The 16,413-nt window shown below is 69.3% G+C and carries 18 protein-coding genes; 9 read left to right on the top strand and 9 right to left on the bottom strand.

The features are described from left to right. The first annotated feature begins 171 nt into the window (after positions 1-171). Entirely contained in the window at positions 172-1,803 is a 1,632-nt protein-coding gene (locus tag LR394_RS18335) for a MinD/ParA family ATP-binding protein (RefSeq protein WP_231443537.1), read from the top strand. A 61-nt stretch (positions 1,804-1,864) separates the two neighbouring features. Here the strand turns inward: LR394_RS18335 and LR394_RS18330 are convergent, their stop codons facing one another. The 6 genes from LR394_RS18330 to LR394_RS18305 form a co-directional block, all read right to left on the bottom strand. Next, positions 1,865-2,863, bottom strand: a complete 999-nt coding sequence (locus tag LR394_RS18330) for an iron-siderophore ABC transporter substrate-binding protein (RefSeq protein ID WP_231443535.1) — start codon at positions 2,861-2,863, stop codon at positions 1,865-1,867. A 153-nt stretch (positions 2,864-3,016) separates the two neighbouring features. Next, positions 3,017-4,036 (bottom strand): iron-siderophore ABC transporter substrate-binding protein, encoded by a 1,020-nt coding sequence (locus tag LR394_RS18325; RefSeq protein ID WP_231443533.1) that lies wholly within the window; start codon positions 4,034-4,036, stop codon positions 3,017-3,019. Between the two features lie 57 nt (positions 4,037-4,093). Further along, on the bottom strand, positions 4,094-4,903 hold the full coding sequence (locus LR394_RS18320) for an ABC transporter ATP-binding protein (RefSeq protein WP_231443531.1): 810 nt from the start codon (positions 4,901-4,903) through the stop codon (positions 4,094-4,096). Positions 4,904-4,909: 6 nt separating this feature from the next. After that, positions 4,910-5,956: a FecCD family ABC transporter permease gene (locus LR394_RS18315; RefSeq protein ID WP_231443529.1), complete on the bottom strand. Its 1,047-nt coding sequence runs from the start codon at positions 5,954-5,956 to the stop codon at positions 4,910-4,912. Continuing rightward, a complete protein-coding gene (locus tag LR394_RS18310; RefSeq protein ID WP_407937073.1) occupies positions 5,953-7,053 on the bottom strand; it encodes a FecCD family ABC transporter permease in 1,101 nt (366 codons plus the stop codon). Before LR394_RS18310 ends, LR394_RS18315 begins: the two co-directional genes overlap by 4 nt. Positions 7,054-7,256: 203 nt before the next feature. Further along, positions 7,257-7,436, bottom strand: coding sequence for a hypothetical protein (locus tag LR394_RS18305; RefSeq protein WP_231443525.1), 180 nt, complete (start codon positions 7,434-7,436; stop codon positions 7,257-7,259). An 81-nt stretch (positions 7,437-7,517) separates the two neighbouring features. Here LR394_RS18305 and LR394_RS18300 point away from each other — a divergent pair, with 81 nt between their 5' ends. After that, positions 7,518-8,243, top strand: a complete 726-nt coding sequence (locus LR394_RS18300) for a DUF6461 domain-containing protein (RefSeq protein WP_231443522.1) — start codon at positions 7,518-7,520, stop codon at positions 8,241-8,243. Between the two features lie 256 nt (positions 8,244-8,499). Here LR394_RS18300 and LR394_RS18295 read toward each other — a convergent pair whose 3' ends face one another. Next, positions 8,500-9,009, bottom strand: coding sequence for a hypothetical protein (locus LR394_RS18295; RefSeq protein WP_231443520.1), 510 nt, complete (start codon positions 9,007-9,009; stop codon positions 8,500-8,502). Between LR394_RS18295 and LR394_RS18290 the strand changes: the two genes are divergently transcribed. After that, entirely contained in the window at positions 8,981-9,424 is a 444-nt protein-coding gene (locus tag LR394_RS18290; protein ID WP_231443518.1) for a MarR family winged helix-turn-helix transcriptional regulator, read from the top strand. The two genes, LR394_RS18295 and LR394_RS18290, sit on opposite strands and share 29 nt — an antisense overlap. Positions 9,425-9,479: 55 nt before the next feature. Here LR394_RS18290 and LR394_RS18285 read toward each other — a convergent pair whose 3' ends face one another. Beyond that, positions 9,480-11,489: a PhoX family protein gene (locus LR394_RS18285; protein ID WP_231443515.1), complete on the bottom strand. Its 2,010-nt coding sequence runs from the start codon at positions 11,487-11,489 to the stop codon at positions 9,480-9,482. Between the two features lie 199 nt (positions 11,490-11,688). Here LR394_RS18285 and LR394_RS18280 point away from each other — a divergent pair, with 199 nt between their 5' ends. From LR394_RS18280 to LR394_RS18270, 3 genes are read left to right on the top strand one after another with little or no spacing between them, the layout of a single operon-like run. Next, positions 11,689-12,057 carry a hypothetical protein gene (locus LR394_RS18280; RefSeq protein WP_231443513.1) on the top strand — a complete coding sequence of 123 codons (369 nt, stop codon included), beginning with the start codon at positions 11,689-11,691 and terminating at the stop codon, positions 12,055-12,057. Then, on the top strand, positions 12,054-13,199 hold the full coding sequence (locus LR394_RS18275; RefSeq protein ID WP_231443511.1) for a PEP/pyruvate-binding domain-containing protein: 1,146 nt from the start codon (positions 12,054-12,056) through the stop codon (positions 13,197-13,199). The genes LR394_RS18280 and LR394_RS18275 overlap by 4 nt, the downstream gene beginning before the upstream one ends. Further along, on the top strand, positions 13,196-13,786 hold the full coding sequence (locus LR394_RS18270; protein WP_231443508.1) for a hypothetical protein: 591 nt from the start codon (positions 13,196-13,198) through the stop codon (positions 13,784-13,786). Before LR394_RS18275 ends, LR394_RS18270 begins: the two co-directional genes overlap by 4 nt. Here the strand turns inward: LR394_RS18270 and LR394_RS18265 are convergent, their stop codons facing one another. Then, entirely contained in the window at positions 13,787-14,131 is a 345-nt protein-coding gene (locus LR394_RS18265) for a winged helix-turn-helix transcriptional regulator (RefSeq protein ID WP_231443505.1), read from the bottom strand. Between the two features lie 128 nt (positions 14,132-14,259). On the opposite strand from LR394_RS18265, the gene LR394_RS18260 reads away from it, so the two are divergent. From LR394_RS18260 to LR394_RS18250, 3 genes are all read left to right on the top strand, one after another. Then, on the top strand, positions 14,260-15,114 hold the full coding sequence (locus tag LR394_RS18260; protein ID WP_231443503.1) for an NAD(P)-dependent oxidoreductase: 855 nt from the start codon (positions 14,260-14,262) through the stop codon (positions 15,112-15,114). Continuing rightward, positions 15,111-16,031, top strand: a complete 921-nt coding sequence (locus tag LR394_RS18255) for an NAD(P)-dependent oxidoreductase (protein WP_231443501.1) — start codon at positions 15,111-15,113, stop codon at positions 16,029-16,031. The genes LR394_RS18260 and LR394_RS18255 overlap by 4 nt, the downstream gene beginning before the upstream one ends. 65 nt (positions 16,032-16,096) lie before the next feature. Then, a complete protein-coding gene (locus LR394_RS18250) occupies positions 16,097-16,378 on the top strand; it encodes a hypothetical protein (protein WP_231443499.1) in 282 nt (93 codons plus the stop codon). Positions 16,379-16,413 lie beyond the last annotated feature (35 nt).

The following is a 16,413-nucleotide window of genomic DNA, read 5'->3' as shown; positions in this document are numbered from 1 at the left end:
CTCGACGCAGCGTGTGGCCAACGTTTATGTCACGTTTCCGAAGATTGGTGACTTTACGTGTACTCGTACCGTATCTTCCGTGACGGGCCGCTCATTTCATTTCTATTTGATCTTCTTTTGATCCGGCGGCCTCTCACCCCCGTGAAGCAGAGCATGGAGAAAGGCAGCCGCGTGAGCATCCCCGACCCGTACGGCGCCGTGCCGGACTGGCCCAAGGTCAGCGCGAACATCACCGCGGACGGCACCGCTGAAGTCACGATCAACGGCTCGCCGCGGACCGTGCTCAGCGGTGGAGGCGACGTCGCCCAGGCCCGGGCCGCCGTTCTCGAGCACCTCAGCGTCCAGACGGCCGGACTCGGCCGCCCGCTGCGGGTCGAGACCGTCGACCCGGAGGGCCCCTCGCACCTGGTGGTGCACCCGGACGGCCGGGTGCTCCCGCTGGACGAGCAGCCGCCGAACAGCACCGCCCGGTCCTGGGAGCAGGTCGCCCCGGGCCCGCTGCCGGGTTCGGCCCGCCGGACCAAGCTGGGCCGGTCCAAGCACGGCCCGCTGCGCGACGCGCTCGGCGCCCGCACGGCCGGGTCCGAGGCCCTGAGCCCGACGATCCCGCCCGAGGCCGGCACCGCCGATGCACCCTTGAGCACCACCGAACCGGACGGCACCTCGGCCCTGCCGATCTCGCCGCCCAATTCGCCGGAGCAGACCACTGCGGCCGGCCTACCGATCCGCCCCACCTCGGCCGCCTCCCCCTCGGCCGCCACTTCTGCTGGAGCCACCACGTCCGCGAGCAGCAACACCCCCGAGACCGCAACCATCCCCGTCCCCTCGGCCACCAACCAGATGGCCAAGGAACTCGGCGTCCCCCAGCCGAAACCCACCCTCCCCGACCTGCTCGCCACCCGTCCCCCGGCTCCCAACGGACCGGCCCAGGACGGCTGGCAGGGCGCCGTTCGCCGGCTCACCGGCGGCATGATCTCCCCCACCCCCAGCCCGCGTGAGCTGGAGTACCGCGAAGCCGTGGCCTCGGTGCAGCGCAGCCTGCGCGGGCCCAAGACCGTGGTGGTGGTGAACCCCAAGGGCGGGGCGCACAAGACCACGGCCGCGCTGCTGATCGCCGCCACGTTCGGCATGCACCGCGGCGGCTACACGCTGGCCTGGGACAACAACGAGACCCGGGGCACGCTGGGCTGGCGGGCGAACCCGGCCCGGCACACCAACACCGCGGTCGACCTGCTGCGCGACCTCGACCGGTTCACCGACGTGCGGTCCTCACGGGTGGGCGACCTGGACAACTACGTGCGCTCGCAGGGCAGCGCCCAGTTCGACGTGCTGGCCAGTGACGAGGACGCGGCCTCGGCGGCGAGCATCGACGATGTCGCCTTCGACCAGCTGCACAAGGCACTGGCCCGGTTCTACCGGGTGCTGGTGGTCGACACCGGCAACAACATGCGGGCCTCGAACTGGCAGGCGGCGATCAACGCGGCCGACCAGCTGGTGATCGTCTCGACCATCCGCGAGGACACCGCGGCGTCGGCGGCCTGGCTGGCCGACGGGCTAACTGCGGCGGGCAAGGCCGACGTCGTGCACAACGCGGTCACCGTGCTGAGTTCCCCGGCCCGGCACCCGGATCCGGCCCTGCACGACCGGCTGCACGCCCACTTCAGCAGCCTGACCCGCACGGTGCTGGACGTTCCGCACGATCCGGCGCTGGTCTCCGGCGGGCCGATCACCTACGACGCGCTCTCCCCGAGCAGCCGCGCCGCCTGGCTGCGGGTGACCGCGGCGATCGCCGACGGACTCTAGAAACGCGAATGGGGGACGTCCGTGGCCAACCGGCCACGGACGTCCCCCATTTGTTTTGTGCTTACTTGGAAAGGGTTTCCTGGAACAGCGGGACGACCTTCTCCAGCGCGTAGCTGATCGACAGCGGCGACTCGGTGGCGAACGCCTGGCGCACCAGCGCGTCCTCGATCACCAGGCTGTGCCCGGCCTCGACCGCGGGAATCGCCTGGAACAGCGGGTCCTCGCTGATGTCGGCCGGTTCCAGTCCGATCGGCGACATCACCACCAGATCGGCGTCCAGCGTCTTCAGGTTCTCCGACGAGAGCTTGACCGAGAACGAGCCCTCCTCGCGCAGCGCCTCGATCTTCGGGTTGGCCTCGAAACCGAGGTTCTCGACGAAGTTCACCCGGCCGGTGCCCTTCACGTAGGCACCCCAGCCCTGGCTGGTGCGGGAGCCGACGGTGATGGTCTTGCCCTTGAAGTCCGGGTTCTCGGCAGCGTACTTCGCGTACTCGGCCTCGATCCCGGCGATCAGCTCGCCGGCCTTCTCCGGCTCGCCGAGGGCCTGGCCGATCATCGTGGTCTGGTCGGTCCACGAGGTCAGGTACTGCTCGGCACCCTCGGGGATGCCGACGGTCGGGGCGATCTTCTTCAGTGTGTCGTAACGGGTCTGGTCACCGCTGGACTTCACGTCGAGGATCAGGTCGGGCTGGAGCGCCGCGATCTTCTCGTACTCCGGCTCGAGCGTGCCGATGACCTCCGGGGCCTCGGTGTACAGGTCTTCCGCCCAGGGGCCGACGCCCTTGCCGCCGAAGGCCAGCCAGTCGCTGGAGCCGACCGGCTGCACGCCCAGGGCGAGCGCCACCTCGGCGTCCGACCAGCCGAGCGCGACCACTCGTTCGGGCTTCTCCTCGATCGTCACATCGCCGAACTTGGTGGCCACGGTAGCCGGGAAGGCCTGCTCCGCACCGGATTCGGCGGCCGGGGTGACGTCCTCGGCCTCCGAGCCACCGCCGCACGCCGCCAGTGCCAGCACAGCGGCGGCAGCGACGGCCACCACGGAGAAACGCTTGGAACTCATTGCTTGGTAGGTCCTTCCTGGAACAGCAGTACAGCCTCTCCGGAAGGTTAGCATTACCTAAGTTACGACTTGGCGTCGGGAAAGCACCTGTCCGGCAAAGCAGTTACGCCCCCGCTGCACCGGCACCGGGGGCGTGACTGTTGCGGCCGAGACTTACTTGGCCAGGGTTTCCTTGAACATCGGGACGACCTTCTCGAGCGCGTACGACGTGGCCGCCGGGGAACCGGAGGAGAAGGCGTTGCTGATGTCCAGGTCGTCGAGAACCACGCTGTGGCCGCTCTTCACCGCGGGAACCGCCTCGAACAGCGGGTCGCCGGTGATGTCCTTGGCGTCCAGGCCGATCGGCATCATCACCACCAGATCCGCGTCCAGCTGCTTCAGGTTCTCGGCCGAGAGGTTGACCGAGAACGCCTCGGTGGCCTGCTCCTGGATGGTGGGGTTGTTCTTGAAGCCGAGCTTGGTGGCGAAGTCGACCCGGGTGTCACCGTCCACGTAGGCGCCGTAGCCCTCGGAGGTCTTCGAGCCGACCGTGATCGTCTTGCCGGCGAACTCGGGGTTCTCCTCGGCGTACTTGGCGAATTCGGCCGCGGTGTCGGAGATCAGCTTCTCGCCCTGCTCCGGCACGCCGAGCGCGGTGGAGATCATGGTGATCTGCTCGTCCGGCGTGGTGATCCAGTTCTCGCCGCCGGTCGGGATGCCCACGGTGGGGGCGATCTTCGCCAGCGTGTCGTAACGGGTCTGGTCGCCGCTGGACTTGGTGTCCAGGATCAGGTCGGGCTTGAGCGCCGCCACCTTCTCGTACTCCAGCTCCATCGTGCCGAGAATCTCCGGCGCGGTGGTGTACTGACCCTCCGACCAGGGGCCGACACCCTCGCCGCCGAAGGCCAGCCAGTCACTGGCCCCGACCGGCTGCACGCCCAGGGCGAGCGCGATCTCGGCGTCGGACCAGCCGAGCGCGACCACCCGTTCGGGCTTCTTCTCGACCTCGACCGGGCCGAACTTGGTCTCCACGGTGGCCGGGAAAGCGCCGCCGGCACTGGTTTCCGCATCCGCGGGAGCCGCGTCGGCGTCGGAGTCCGAGCCACCGCCGCACGCGGACAGGGCGAGCATCGCCGCAGCGGCGACGGCGACAACGGCAGCTCGCGAGGAGCGCCGGGGCATCAAGGAACGCATGTGGTTAGGTTAGCATTTCCTAACCGGTAGCAAGACTTTTCGTTGCTCTGGAAAAGCTCAAGCCGGGGCTCCGGAGCGGTGCCGGCCGATCGGCACGATCATCGGGGTACCCGAAATCGGGTCAGGCACAACCGAACACCGCATCCCGAAGATCTCGCCGATCAGCTCGGCGGTGACCACTTCGCCGGGATTGCCCTCGGCCAGCACCTTTCCGGCCCGCAGGGCGACCAGGTGGTCGGCGTAGCGGCAGGCCAGGTTCAGGTCGTGCAGCACCACCACCACGGTGGTGCCGCGTTTTTCGTTCAGGTCGATCAGCAGGTCCAGCACCTCGAGCTGGTGCGTGACGTCCAGGTAGGTGGTCGGCTCGTCGAGCAGCAGCAGATCGGTGCGCTGGGCCAGGGCCATCGCGATCCAGACCCGTTGCCGCTGACCGCCCGAAAGCGCGTCCACCGGGCGGGAAGCCAGCTCCAGCACGCTGGTCGAGCGCATCGCCTCGGCCACCGCCTCGTCGTCCTCGGCCGTCCACTTGCGCAGCCAGCCCTGGTGCGGGTAGCGGCCGCGGCCGACCAGGTCGCTGACGATGATGCCGTCCGGGGCCACCGGTGTCTGCGGCAGGATGCCCAGCACGCCGGCCACCTCCTTGGTCGGCATCTTCTGGATGTCCTTGCCGTCCAGCAGGATCGCGCCGGCGGTGGGGTTCAGCAGCCGGGCCATCGCGCGCAGGGTGGTGGACTTGCCGCAGGCGTTGGGGCCCACGATCATCGTGACCTTGCCCGGCGGGACGGCCAGGTTCAGCCCCTCGACCACCTTGCGCCCGTCGTAGCCCAGATGCAGATCCTGCGTGCTGAGCGTGTGTTCGGCCGTCATCGTCGCTTATCCACCCTTGCCGATCCGGTTGGCCCGTGCGAGCAGGTACAGCAGGTACGGGGCGCCGATCAGGCTGGTGACCACCCCGACCGGGAACTGCGTGGACCAGAGCAGGTGCTGCGCGGCGAAGTCCGCCACCAGCATCAGCAGCGCGCCGATCAGCGAGGCCTGCACCAGCGCGGCGCCCTTGCCGGGGACCAGCTGGCGGGCCACCGGTCCGCAGACGAAGGCCACGAACGAGACCGGCCCGGCCGCGGCCACCGCCACCCCGGTCAGCCCGACCGCGCACAGCAGCAGGAAGCGCCGGCTGCGCTCGACCGGCACGCCCAGCCCGGCCGCGGTGTCGTCGCCCATCTGCAGCGCGGACAGCGGGCGGACCGCGATCATGGTGAGCGGGAAGAGCACCAGCAGGGCGATCAGCAGCGGGTAGAAGGCCTCCAGCGAGGAGCCGTTCAGCGAGCCGGTCAGCCAGACCAAGGCCTCCTGCGCCACCGTCACCTCGGAACTGGTCAGCAGGTAGGAGATCACCGAGGCGGAGGCCCCGGCCACGCCGATCCCGATCAGGATCAGCCGGTAGCCGGCCACCCCGCGGCGCCAGGCCAGCAGGTAGATCAGGGTCGAGGTGGCCAGCGCCCCGAACAGGGCCGAGGCCGACAGGGCGAAGCCGCTCACCCCGAACCCGACCGCGGCCACCACCGCGCCGACGCCCGCGCCCTGGGTCACACCGATCATGTCCGGACTGGCCAGCGGGTTGCGCAGCAGCGACTGGAACAGCGCCCCGGCCAGGCCGAGGGCCAGGCCCACGCACAGGCCGGTGATCGCCCGGGGCAGGCGCAGCTCGATCACGATGAAGTGGTTGCCCGCGTCGCCGGAGCCGAGCAGGGTGCGGATCACGTCGGTGAACGGGATCGCGAAGTCGCCCTTGGACAGGCTCAGCACCAGCATCCCGAGGATGCCCACGACCAGCGCGAGGGTGACCCCGATCTGGCGGCCCAGGCCGGTGCGCCGGGCCCGGGCCAGCACCGCGATGTCCTCGCTCAGAGCAGTACTCACAGCTCAGCCATCTTCCGCCGCCGGACCAGGAGGATGAACGGGATCGCGCCGACCGCCGCGGTGACGATGCCGACCTGCAGCTCGGCCGGGCGGGCGAGCAGCCGGCCGATCACGTCGGAGATCAGCAGCAGCGAGGGCGCCAGCAGCAGGCTGTACGGGATCAGCCAGCGGTAGTCGGCCCCGGCCAGCATCCGGGCGGCGTGCGGCACGACCAGCCCGACGAAGGCGATCGGTCCGGCGATGACGGTGGCCCCGCCGGTCAGCAGCACCACCGCGACCGCGCTGACCACCCGGATCGTGCCGACCTTCTGCCCCAGGCCGCGGGCCACGTCGTCGCCCAGCGCCAGGGCGTTGAGCTGCGGACCGAGGGCCAGGGCGAGCAGCACCCCGGCGCCGACGAAGGGGGCGGCCTGCCACAGCACCGTGGTGTCGCGGCCGATCAGCGAGCCGACCTGCCAGAACCGGTAACGGTCGTAGGTCTCGGTGTCCTTCAGCAGCATCGCCGTGGTCAGGGCCAGCAGAGCGGCCGAGGTGGCCTGCCCGGCCAGCGCCAGCTTCACCGGCGTGGCACCCTCCCGGCCGAGCGAGCCGATTCCGTAGACCACGGTCGCGGCCAGCGCGGCGCCCACGAAGCCGAACCAGATGTAGACGTTGGGCGAGGTGAGCCCGAGCCAGCCGAGCGCGAAGACCACCGCGGCCGCGGCCCCGGCGTTGATCCCGAGCAGACCCGGATCGGCCAGCGGGTTGCGGGTCACGCCCTGGATCACGGCGCCGGCCAGGCCGAGTGCGGTACCGGCGAGCAGCCCGGCCACGGTCCGCGGGATCCGTAGCTCCTGCATGATCAGCTGCCCCTCGACCGCGCGGTCGGGGCTGAACACGCCCTGCCAGACATCGCTCAGCGGCACCGTGCCGGAGCCGATGCACAGGCTCAGGACGATCGACACGAGCAGCAGCACCAGCAGGCCGACGATCCCGGCCAGCCCGGTGCCCAGCCGCACCTGGCTGATCCGGCGCTGGGTACGCGCGACGGGATCGCCTGGGGGCGCGTCGATCGCAGGCGTCACCGGCTCAGCTCTCCTGTCAGGGGGTTTGTACACACGCCGCGACGAAAGGTAAGGCTCACCTAATCGCCGTGGCAAGTATCCCTGAGCTGATCAAGAGCTTCCCCCCGGGGTCACAACCGCCGATTTGGGGACGTTGTGCGCACCGGCCGCCCTCGGCTGCCGGGCGGTCGCGGGGCGGGTGGGGTGGGGTGGGGTCGGCAGTGGTACCGGAGCGAGCCGAGTGGTTCGGATCGGGATCAGGTCGGCTCGGGCACGCCGTCCGGATCCTCCGGATCGCCCGGACCGGGCTCGGCCGGGGCCGGTGGCAGGGTCTCGGGGGTGTCCGGCAGCAGTTCGCCGGGATCGTCGGGCACCGGCTCGCTCGGATCGATCGGCGGGTACACCTCGGGGTCGAGTTCCGGATCAGGCTGAGACATCCGGACAGCATGCCAAAACGACTCCAGGACGCCAGTGCAGAAACCCGTTCCCTCCAAGCCGGACTTGTTTATCATTTCGGCATGGCCGCCGAGCGCGCACCATGGACCCTGAACGACCTGGGCTTCACCATCACCTTCACCCGCGGCATCAGCCCGGCCTCGGTACTGGCCGGCTACGGCGCCGATCCCGCGCAGGCAACCCTCCGGTCCCGCGCGCAGGCGCTGGACCTGAGGGCGGACGGGGGCCACGACGTTCTGCAGGCCGGTGTCTGCAACCACTGGGCCTTCGGCTACGAAGAGGTCGGCTGGGACGGAACCCGAGACGTGGTGCTGCAGGCCCTTTCCGACGGCACCGACACGCTGAGCCTGTACACCTTCGGCGGCAAGGTCTTCTTCAGTCACTGGCGCGACGGCGAGCGGCTGGAACGGTTCGAGCCCGGCGCGCTCTACACCCGGCCCAAGTGGGAGCCCCGCCCGTTCTGGAACCAGATGCAGGCCCGGCTCGCCCCCGGCACCCGCCGCGACCACACCGCCCTCGCCCTGATCGAGCAGCACATCCGCGCCGATCTCACCGAAACCCTGCTCACCGGACCCCTGCTCACCCTCCTGCTCACCACCCCCGCCCCGGACCACCTCGCTCCCCCGCCCCGGCAGCCCAAGCACCGCAAGCCCTTACGCCTCGTCCAGCCTCCTACCTCAGCCACTCCCTCCTCAGCCACCCTCACCGTGACCAGGCCCCCGGCAATCTCCAACCCGACCCACCTGCCCGACGCCCCCGACACCCTGGGCCAACTCTCCAGCTCCTGACCACCCCGTTCCCGCCAGACCTCACCACCTGCCGCACTCCACCACCCTCGCCGCGCCTCATCACCCCCTGCCACGCCGCCCTGCCACGCCACACCACCCACCACGTCTCGCCATCCCCGCCAGCCCTCATTACCTCCGCCACGCCTCACGATCCGCGGAGAAGTGGCCCCCGACCGTCCGGGCCGCGTGGGGTGGGCCCGCCGGCCGGGCGATTCGAAGGCGATCCGAGAGTGCGTAAACAAAGCGCCGATAGCAGTCAGCCCGTTTCCAAGTTCCGGATCATCTTGAGCAGAGTGGCCACCGCCTGCTCGTACTCACCCTCCGCGAGGCCTTGCACCAGCAGCCCACGGGTGAGCACCACCGCTCGGCCTGCCTCTTCCAGCCGGGCCTGCCCGAGGGTGGTCAGGGTCAGCACCTCGCCGACCTCCACCAGCCCGGCCAGCGAATCGATCACCTCGGCCAGGCTTTCCCCCATGGTCAGGAACGGAGCCAGTTCGGCCTCCACCTGAGCCCGGCTCGCCGGCCGCGCAGCCAGCACATTCAAGATCTGCCACCGCCGCCGATCCAAGCCGAACTGTGCAACCGTCCGCTGGAACTGCTCGTCGATCAAGCCGTCCAGCCGCCGGGCCGCCCAGCCGATCGGCGGCAGACCTCCTCGCCCAGTAGTTGTCATCATGCAACCAAAATGCGCGCCGGGCAGAAGGTTGTCAAGGCACAACTGTTGTAATCTCGCATCCATGTCGGACCAGAGCGCCGAGGCCAGCATCGAGCAGGCCCTTACCCGGCTACGGCGCGAGCAGCAGGCCAATCGTCTTCAGGTGCGGGCCGAAGGGGCGAAAGCCGATGCAGCCCGCTACCGCTATCTCGATGCCCTCGACGAAAGCCCCCACGGACGTCCCATATCCGAAGTGGCCGAGGCAATCGGGGTGGACCGTCCGCGGGCCAGCAGGCTCACCACCGACCTCGTCACCGAGAAGCTGATCCGGCGTGAGCCGCACCCCACCGACGCCCGGACCACCCTCGTCCGCCTCACCGGCCGAGGCCGCACGATCGTCGAAGCCATGCACACGACCCGTCGCCAAGCCGTAAGCCAGGCGCTGGCCGAGTTTTCCGACGAAGAGGCAGCGAATCTGGCTGCGCTGCTGCAGCGTTTCGTCGATTCATGGACGCAGGCAAAGTGAAACCGGCCCCCGCACCGGAACGATGCGGGGGCCGGAGTCCGGAGAACCAGCAGTACTACTTGCGCGTCACCTGGACCACCGACGGGCGCGGGCCCCGCCAGTTGCCCTTGACCGGCTTGCCGGCCTTGCTCAGGTAGTCCGGGAAGTAGGAGTGCTGCTCCTCCCAGGTGCCGTCCTCACCCGGGTGCTGCACCGCCACGAAGACCGAGCCGTCCTTGTCGTGCACGACCGGGCCGCAGGTCTCGGCCTCGACCGGCACGGCCAGGAACTGCACCAGGTGACCACGCTCCTTACCGGCCACCGGCACCCGGAACAGGCCGTCGTTCTTGCTGATCGTGCCCGGCTGGCCGTCGGTCGAGATCCACAGGTTTCCGGCCGAGTCGAACGCCACGTTGTCCGGGCAGGAGATCGGCGCGACCGGTCCGTCCCAGCCCGCGAAATAGGTTCCCGCCTCGCCGTTGTCGCCGCAGACCATGAACAGGTTCCACTCGAACCGGGTGGCGTCGGCCTGGTTCCGGCGCTCGGTGATCTCGATGATGTGGCCGTTCTTGTTGCCCTTCACCGGGTTCGCGGCGTCCGGGCCGGGCTTGCCGTCGGCGCCCCGGTTGGTGTTGTTGGTGCACGCCACGTAGACCTTGCCGGTCTTCAGCGACGGCTCCACGTCCTCGCAGCGGTCCATCGGGGTGGCCTTGACCGCGTCGGCCGCCTCGCGGGTGAACACCAGGACCTCTTCGTGGCTGAAGCCCTTGACCGCGGACTTACCGTTCTTGGTCAGCGGAATCCAGGTGCCGGAGCCCAGGTTGGCGTTGTCCTCCTGCATCTCGCCGGTGAACTTGGCGACGAACAGGTCGCCCTCGCTGAGCAGCTTGAGGTTGTGCTTGCGGGCGGCGCGGGAGTCGCCCTTGCGGTACTTGTTCTTGGCCACGAACTTGTACAGGTAGTCGAACCGCTCGTCGTCACCCATGTAGGCGACCACGGTGCCGTCGGAGTCCACCCGGATGTTGGCGCCCTCGTGCTTCATCCGGCCCATCGCGGTGTGCTTGACCGGGGTGGACTTGGGGTCGGTGGGGTCGATCTCGACGATCCAGCCGAACCGGTTGGGCTCGTTCTGGTAGCCGTCCTTGGTGGCGTCGAAGCGCGGGTCGACCTTCTCCCAGCCGTAGCTGCTGTCCGCGTCGGTCAGGCCGTAACGCTTGCTGCCGCGGGCGTTCGGGTCGGCCTTGAAGTAGCCGTTGAAGTTCTCCTCGCCGGAAAGCACGGTGCCCCAGGGGGTGGTGCCGCCGGCGCAGTTGCCGAACGTACCCAGCGCGAGCACGCCGTCCTTGTCGGCCTTGGTCTTCAGGAACTTCGAGCCGGCGGCCGGGCCGTCGAACCGGAACGGCGTGTCGGCGGTGATCCGCCGGTTGTGCCGGGCGCCCTGCACGTACGTCCACTTACCGCCCCGGCGGCGGCGCTTCAGCTCGACCACGGCCATCCCGTGCGCGGCCTTCAGGGTGCGCAGCACCTCGAGCTCGTCCGCGTCCGAGGCGCTCGGCGGGAACATGATCGCCCGGTTGGTGTACTCGTGGTTGCACACCAGCAGGGCCTCGGTGCCGGCCCGGTTGGTGACGATGATGTCCAGGTAGTCGTTGTTGTAACCGAACTGCAGGGCCTGGGCCTTGGCGTTCGGCTTGGTCGGGTCGAACGCCGGGGAGTTCTTGAACAGCGGGTCGCCCCAGCGGATGATCGGGTCCCACCGGAAACCCTTGGGCACCGTGAAGGTGTCCTTGGTGGCCTCGACCGACTTGATCGGGGTGAACTTCAGCGGCGACTTGGTGGCCCAGGTGCCGGAGGCGGCAGCCTCCGCGCCCTCGGCGTGCACGACCGGCATGGCCAGGGCGGCGGCCAGGGCCCCGCCTCCGGCCAGCAGGGTGCGACGGCTCAGGGCGGCCGAGGCGACGTCCTGGAAACTGGGCTCGCAGCTGGCATTGGGGGCCGGCCGCGCGCAGGCGTTGTCACACTTGAGATTGCAGGTGACAGCGCTGCGATTGCCGTGCGTCAGCCCGAGCATCGGCAAGTTTCTCATCAAGGTCTCCCACACTTCATATCCACGGGTGCTGGTCAGCCGTAGGCCCATCGGACGCTACGGGCGTGGGCCCGGACGAACACCCGGCTCGATGAGTACAGTCGGTGAACGGACAATTTAGTCATCGTTCGCTCACCTAATACCGACGCACATCAACATCGTGTTGACAACATCACGTTGATGCCCTGCACTGGTCGCCATGAACCCCGAGCAGTCCCAGGCCGGCGAACTCGAGCGTGCCCGCGCCGCGGTGAACCAGGCCGGGGCGGCCGACCTGGCCCGCCGCCCGTGGCAGCACCGAAACCAGCCGGCCTCGGACACCGACCTGGTGCGTTTCGCTGCCTGGTCCGCCGGCGACAGGCACCCGGATCCGCACCTGCTGGAAGCCGGGCTGCGCCTGCTCGCCTCAGCCCGGGCCGAGCTGGACCAGTGCGAGGCCGGGCTGCTGTTCGCCGCTCGCGCCGAGGGAATGACCTGGCCGCAGATCGCCGGGGCCCTGGACCTGAGTTCGCCCCAGGCGGCTCAGCAGCGGCTCAGCCGGGTGCAGGCCAAGCTGGACGAGACATGATCGTGCCGCTCGCCGGGGCCGGCCCGGAGTGCGGAGGCAAGGCCCGCACGCTGGGTGTGCTTGCCCGGCGGGGATTCCCGGTCCCCCTTGGGTGGGTGGTCGTCGATCCAGCAACGGACGCGGGTTGGCCGGCCGGCGCGGCCAGCTGGCCCGGTCCGTTCGCGGTGCGTTCGTCGGGCCGGGAAGAGGATGGCGAACAGGCCTCGTTCGCGGGACAACTGCTGACCGAACTGAACGTTTCTCACGCGGACCTGGCCGAAAGCGTGCTGCGGGTGGCCGGCTCGGGGCAAGGTACTCAGGCCTATGCGAAGCGGTTGAATCACGCAGGCTCGGCATCAGTGCCGGTGCTGGTCATGCCGATGCTGGCCGCCGAGGTTTCGGGAGTGATGTTCACCCGGCATCCGGTCACCGGCGCAGCCGAGACCGTCATCGAGGCCGCGCCCGGGTTGGGCGACCAGATAGGAGAAGGGCGAGTCACTCCGCAACGCTGGACCGGGGGCCAACGCTCCGACGCAGAGACCGCGGGGCGCTCCCGGGCCTCACCCCGAGAACCCGAAAACTTTTCGCAGAAGGCAGTACTCGCTGCAGCTCAAATACAGGAGCTGACCGAACTGGGCCGCCGGATCGAGGCCGTGCTCGGCCCGGCGCAGGACGTCGAGTGGGCCGTCCAAGCTGGACAAATCTGGATTCTGCAGGCCCGCCCGATCACCGGTTCTGCCTTCAGCGCTGCGAGGACCCGGCCGCACCACAGTCCCGATGCCACCCACGAGCCCGGCGGATCGAGCAACTCACAGCCCACCACTGATCGGCCATCGACCAGCTTGCTCGGCACCGCTTCCAGCCCGGGACGCATCTGCGCTCCGGCCGCAGTCATTCTCTCGCTGAACGACTTCCAGAAGTTCGGCCCCGGCCAGGTCCTGGTCTGCCGCACCACTTCCCCGGCCTGGACCCCGCTGATCGCCCAGGCCGCAGCCGTCGTCACCGAGGTCGGAGGCATCCTCTCCCACGCCGCCATCGTCGCCCGCGAGTTCGGTATCCCGGCCATCACCGAGGTACCCGACGCAACCAGCCGAATTCGGCCCGGGCAGTCGCTGACCGTGGACGGCACCAACGGCGTCATCACGATCGAGGAGCAGCCATGATCACCACCGCCCCCGACCTGCGCGTGCTGCATGCCGTTCGCACCCTGGGCTATGCCGACATCGACCGGATCGCCGAGCGCGCCCACCTGATGCCGGCCGAAGCCCAGGAATACTTGCTCGATGCCCAGGCCTTCGGTCAGGTGAGCTGGTCGGAGTTCGGGGGCGACGGCGGATGGTCGCTGACCGAATCCGGAAAGGCCCATGGTGAAACGCTTCTGGCGGCGGAGCTGGATGCGGCGGGCGCCCGGGAGCTGCTCGAGCAGGTGCATCAGGACTTTCTGCCGCTCAACCGGATCGTGGCCGCGGCCTGCTCGGGCCGGCAGCTGACCGAGCTGGGCCTGGGCGAGCAGACCCTGAGCAGCACCTTGGCCCAGCTGGCCGGGCCCGCCGATGCCTTGCGCCACCTCGAAGCCCGGCTGACCACGGTGCTGCGGCGCTTCTGCGGCTACCACGCCCGATTCGCCGGCGCTCTGGAACAGGCCGCGCAGAGCCCGGAGTGGATCACCGCAACCGACCGCGACTCCTGCCACCGGGTGTGGTTCGAGCTGCACGAGGACCTGATCGCCACGCTGGGCCTGACTCGCTGATCAGTCCTCCGCGGCGATCCGGGCCAGCCGTCCGGTGCCCCACTCCCCCAGCGCACCCAGTGCCTGGTTCAGCGAACTGCCCTGCTCGGTGAGGGAGTACTCGACCTTGGGCGGCACCTCGCGGTAGACCTCACGATGGATCAGCCCGTCCTCCTCCATCTCGCGCAGGTGCTGCACCAGCATCTTCTCGCTCACTCCGGGCAGGCCGCGCTTGAGTTCACCGAACCGGCGGGTGCCGTGGCTGTTCAGTTCCCACAGGATCAGCGACTTCCACTTGCCCGAGACCACGTCCATCGCCGCGTCGATCCCGCAGACGTACGGCCCGCGCCGGTGGTTGACCGTCATTGCCCGCCCCTGACCTCGATGCTTACCAACACGTGAGTATCGAACAAAATAGTGGGTACTAGCCAGAGGTTTCCCGGCCCGCGAACCATGGTCGTCAGCAGCCGACCGATCGAAAGGCCCTGCCGCAGATGACCACCTTCCTGGGCACCGGGGCGATGGGTTCCGCCCTCGCCGGTGCCACCCTGAGCAACCGGCGCAACGTCCGCGTCTGGAACCGGAACCCCGACCGCACAGCACCTTTGGCCGACCGCGGGGCCCAGGTGCTACCCAAGATCGAACCACCGACGGACGGTCCACTCGTCGCCTGTCTCTTCGATCACCTCTCGGTGCACGAGAGTCTGGATCCGATCGCCGATGACCTGCGTGGGCACGTGCTGATCAACCTGACCACCACCACCCCCGGCCAGGCCCGCGAGCTGGCGGCCTGGGCCGCCCGCCACGGCATCGCCTATCTGGACGGGGCGATCATGGCCGTGCCCGAGATGATCGGCGGGCCCGGCGCGGTGGTGCTCTACAGCGGCCGGGCCGAGGTCTTCGAGCAGCACCGCGATCTGCTGCAGCTGTGGGGTGAGGCCCGGTACTTCGGGGCCGACGCCGGCCTGGCCTCGCTGTACGACCTGGCCATGCTGAGCGGGATGTACCAGATGTTCGCCGGCTTCCTGCACGGTGCGGCGATGGTGGCCGACGCCCAGGTTCCGGCGGTCGAGTTCGCCCAGTTGCAGGCTCCCTTTCTGGCCACCATGACGCAGGGCCTGGCCGATTACGCGCAGACCGTGGACGCCCGGGACTACACCGCGCCGGGTCAGCAGAGCCTGCGCTTCACCGAGACCGCTCTGGCGGCCCTGGAACAGGCCTCCGGGGAGGCCGGGGTGGGCACACAGACCCTGCATCCGGTGCGGCGGCTGGTGCGCAACCAGATCGAGTCCGGCCACGGCGAGCACGGAACTGCCCGGATCTACGAGGAATTCAGGAGCAGACGATGAGTGATGTCACGATGATCGGTCTGGGCCCGATGGGTCAGGCGATGACGTGGGCCCTGTTGTCCGGCGGAAACACCGTGACGGTGTGGAACCGCACGGCATCTCGCGCGGACCCCCTCCGCACCGCGGGAGCCACCCTGGCGACCTCACCGGCCGAGGCGGTGCAAGCGTCTCCCGTTATCGTTCTGAGCCTGACCGACCATGCCGCCGGGGATGCCGTTCTGGACCAGGTGCCAGCGCCCGCCCTGCGTGGAAAGGTGCTGGTCAACCTCAGTTCCGATACTCCGGACCGGTCTCGTCGGAGCGCCCGCCGGGCGGCCGGGGTGGGTGCCCAGTTCCTGACCGGCGGGGTGATGGTGCCTGCGCCGATGATCGGCCGACCGGGCGCGTTCGTGTACTACAGCGGCTCCGGTCAGGTGTTCGACGACCTGGCGCCGCTGCTCGAGCCGATCGGTGAAGCTCGCTATCTGGGCGCCGATCCCGGTCTGGCCCAGCTGTTCTACCAGGCCAGTCTGCTGGTGTTCCTGACCTCGTTGTCCGGTCTGCTCAACGCGGCCGCCCTGATCAGCGCGGCGGGCGCGCCGACGAGAGACTTTCTGCCGGATGCCCTGCAGCTGCTCACCGGTATCCCGGCGATGATCGGCACCGGCGAGGAGCTGTCCACGCAACTGGAGACCGCCGAGCACCCCGGCGACCTGAGCAACGCCGTCATGATGGGCGCCACCGCCGAGCACATCGTGCGCACCGCGCAAAGTTCCGGAGTGGACAGCGAACTTCCGGAAGCTGTTCTGTCGCACTATCAACGGACGATCGCGGCCGGGCTGGGCGGGCAGAACTGGACGGCGCTGTACGAAATCCTGCGCCGAACGCCTTTTCCGTCAGCCGACGATCGGGGTCCGGGTCTGGCGCCCGGCCGGTGAACGGGCGATCATGACGGGTGAGTAGACACGGTTGACACCCACCCCGGCCGTTCCGGAGGACCACCATGTCCGTACCTCCCGCCCCGATCGTCTCGGGCCGCGCCTATCGCATCCTGGGCGTGGCCGGGAACCCGGTCCAGGACCTCAACGACCTGGTCGGCAGCATCGCCGAGTTCACCATCGACCACGGCACCGGCTACGTGGTGCACGGCTGTTCCCGCTGGGACCACGCCACGGTGAAGTTCTACGAGAAGGACAACCGTGGCACCGGCAAGGACCTGCGGGTCTGGCGGGTCACCCAGGCCGGGCCGGAAACCTTCACCGCCGAACACGTTGTCGGCGGGTGAACCGGCACCCGAACTGAGCGGCCGGGCGCAGAGAG

This window comes from Kineosporia babensis (assembly GCF_021129305.1).
Lineage (GTDB): Bacteria > Actinomycetota > Actinomycetes > Actinomycetales > Kineosporiaceae > Kineosporia > Kineosporia babensis.
Note: the sequence above shows the minus strand (reverse complement) of the source record. Positions and strands in the feature narration are given on the sequence as shown.

Bases quoted from the DNA above. Each gene is read 5' to 3' on its own strand.
- LR394_RS18330 (WP_231443535.1), bottom strand. From the start codon at position 2,863: ATGAGTTCCAAGCGTTTCTCCGTGGTGGCCGTCGCTGCCGCCGCTGTG.
- LR394_RS18260 (WP_231443503.1), top strand. From the start codon at position 14,260: ATGACCACCTTCCTGGGCACCGGGGCGATGGGTTCCGCCCTCGCCGGT.
- LR394_RS18320 (WP_231443531.1), bottom strand. From the start codon at position 4,903: ATGACGGCCGAACACACGCTCAGCACGCAGGATCTGCATCTGGGCTAC.
- LR394_RS18285 (WP_231443515.1), bottom strand. From the start codon at position 11,489: ATGAGAAACTTGCCGATGCTCGGGCTGACGCACGGCAATCGCAGCGCT.
- LR394_RS18295 (WP_231443520.1), bottom strand. From the start codon at position 9,009: ATGCTGGCCTCGGCGCTCTGGTCCGACATGGATGCGAGATTACAACAG.
- LR394_RS18250 (WP_231443499.1), top strand. From the start codon at position 16,097: ATGTCCGTACCTCCCGCCCCGATCGTCTCGGGCCGCGCCTATCGCATC.
- LR394_RS18265 (WP_231443505.1), bottom strand. From the start codon at position 14,131: ATGACGGTCAACCACCGGCGCGGGCCGTACGTCTGCGGGATCGACGCG.
- LR394_RS18325 (WP_231443533.1), bottom strand. From the start codon at position 4,036: ATGCGTTCCTTGATGCCCCGGCGCTCCTCGCGAGCTGCCGTTGTCGCC.
- LR394_RS18305 (WP_231443525.1), bottom strand. From the start codon at position 7,436: ATGTCTCAGCCTGATCCGGAACTCGACCCCGAGGTGTACCCGCCGATC.
- LR394_RS18255 (WP_231443501.1), top strand. From the start codon at position 15,111: ATGAGTGATGTCACGATGATCGGTCTGGGCCCGATGGGTCAGGCGATG.
- LR394_RS18270 (WP_231443508.1), top strand. From the start codon at position 13,196: ATGATCACCACCGCCCCCGACCTGCGCGTGCTGCATGCCGTTCGCACC.
- LR394_RS18290 (WP_231443518.1), top strand. From the start codon at position 8,981: ATGTCGGACCAGAGCGCCGAGGCCAGCATCGAGCAGGCCCTTACCCGG.
- LR394_RS18280 (WP_231443513.1), top strand. From the start codon at position 11,689: ATGAACCCCGAGCAGTCCCAGGCCGGCGAACTCGAGCGTGCCCGCGCC.
- LR394_RS18300 (WP_231443522.1), top strand. From the start codon at position 7,518: ATGGCCGCCGAGCGCGCACCATGGACCCTGAACGACCTGGGCTTCACC.
- LR394_RS18275 (WP_231443511.1), top strand. From the start codon at position 12,054: ATGATCGTGCCGCTCGCCGGGGCCGGCCCGGAGTGCGGAGGCAAGGCC.